Source organism: Spiroplasma endosymbiont of Lariophagus distinguendus (genome assembly GCF_023846195.1).
In the GTDB taxonomy this organism is placed as follows: Bacteria; Bacillota_I; Bacilli_A; order Mycoplasmatales; family VBWQ01; genus Spiroplasma_E.
Genome location: NZ_JALMUW010000100.1, coordinates 1 through 2,144 on the forward strand (window position 1 = coordinate 1; position 2,144 = coordinate 2,144).

The 2,144-nt window shown below is 20.1% G+C and carries 2 protein-coding genes; both read right to left on the reverse strand.

The annotated features are described in order from the left end of the window. Positions 1-149 precede the first annotated feature (149 nt). Positions 150-632 carry a hypothetical protein gene (locus M0D11_RS05760; RefSeq protein ID WP_252320926.1) on the reverse strand — a complete coding sequence of 161 codons (483 nt, stop codon included), beginning with the start codon at positions 630-632 and terminating at the stop codon, positions 150-152. Positions 633-998: 366 nt separating this feature from the next. After that, positions 999-2,045 (reverse strand): ankyrin repeat domain-containing protein, encoded by a 1,047-nt coding sequence (locus tag M0D11_RS05765; protein WP_252320928.1) that lies wholly within the window; start codon positions 2,043-2,045, stop codon positions 999-1,001. Positions 2,046-2,144: the final 99 nt, after the last annotated feature.

Genomic DNA, 2,144 nt, shown 5'->3' on the forward strand with positions numbered 1-2,144 from the left:
TCTTAAATTAATTTAAAACAAGCCTAATTAGGCTTGTTTTTTTTAATACTAAACTATATAAATTTTTAAATCGTTTGTTTATAAGCAAATTTGATGGATTAAAATTGATTTTAAATATATAAAGATATTGCGATGGCAATATCTTATTTTTACATTTGTGGTGACTTTTCTTGATATCGGCTTGTTATTGGTTGATTTTGTAAATCTATAGAATTTATTTCATCTTTACAATTTAATGAAAAAGTTTCTTTTGAATTTAGAAACTTAGGATTAAAAATGTCTCCTGTTATTAAACAAGGTTTATTTGAAAATAAATTCATTTGTTTTAGTATTTCACTTTTATTAATTAAAAATTTTCTTTCTTGTTTTTTATTTTGAAAAACAGGTGATTGATTAATATAATTTGCACCTAAATTAACAAATTTTTGTTTTTCATCACTTAATCTATCTTTTCACATAAGACCAAATAACTCTTTAATGTCTTCTTTATCAAGACCATCAAATTCTGGTTCTCCATTACAATTGAATTTATATTTTTCTATAAAATCAATCATTTTTTTAGTTTCTCTTAATTCTTTAAAGATTACTTTATAAGTTTGTTTGTAGATTTGTTGAAATATACTTTTATTCATAAAATTTTCCTTTCAAAATAATAAAAACTCATTTACTTTTAAAAATAAAGTAATGAGTTAAAAACTTATATTAAGTTTAATTAAATTATACAAAAAAAAGTTCGCAAATAAAAATTCGGAACTAAATTTTTAGGGGTTATTTGGAATTTGTGTTTATGTTTAAATTTTATATTCATTTTTTGAAATTATTTGTTCTATAAAAAATAAGAACAATTTAATTATAACACTTTTATTTTATATTTTAAAACTTATTTATGTAATTAAATAACCATTATACGTTAAATATTTCAATTTCATGTACTTCCTTGTGTCAATTATAATGATTGATTTGTTCTTGTATGAATTTAGCCATTTTTTTACTCCTTTTTACATCTTTGGTGAGATTGGTTTATATCCACTTGTTGAAGGTTGATTTTGTAAACTTAAATCTTTTATATCTTTTTGAATTTCTTCTCATGAATTTGCTCTAAAATCTTTAATTTTTTTACATATTTTTGACATTTTTATAACTTCATCTCAATTTTCTTTTTGAATTTCTTCTACAATTTTTTCTTGATTTTCAATATACTGTTTATTTAATACTTTTATTTTTTCTTCTTTTTCTAAATGAAGATCTTTACGTTTTAATAGTTCTTGTATTATTTTAATATGACCATTTTTATTTGCTAAATATCAAACAGTATTGCCTTCTTTATCTTGAAGATTTATATTAATTTTTTCATTTTCAAGTAATTCTTTAACAATTTTAACATGACCATTTCTTACTGCTAAATGCAATATTGTTTCATTTTTTAATTTATAATTTTTTTGATTTACATCAATGTCTTTATGATTTAAGAATTCTTTTATAACATCAAAATAATAATTACCAACATAAGGATTATCAAGCATTTTACAGTCAGTTTCAATTATCCTATATAAAGGAGATATAGGATGATTATCTTGTATATTTGGATTTGCACCATGTTTAATCAATATTTTAATAATATCTAAATTTATACTATACATCACTGTTCAATTTAAAGGTGTAATACCATATTTATCTTGTATATTTGGATTTGCATTATTTTCAAGAAATAATTTTACTATTTCTTTATCACGACTGATTACTGCATAATGCAAAGGTGTAAAATTATCTTTATTTTGAATATTTACATCAGCACCTTTTTCAATTAATAATTTTACAATTTCAAAATAAATTTCCTTTTTATCAAATCTGGAATTTCTACTTGCATAATGCAATGGTGTTCAATCACCATTGTTTGCTGTATCTATAGAAACACTATAACAAAAATAACTTTCTTTTTCATCTTTAAAATTAACATTAATTTTAGGATTTTTTAATAATTCTTTTACAACAATTAAATTTCCATTTTTAACTGATTCTATTAATTTTTTATCAATATCTCTCATTTTAAATACCTCATTATTAAAACATATAAAAACTAAATATATAGTTTATGCTTATCTTTTAACAAATTTTATAAATTAAACAATCTTTTTTAAAAAAAA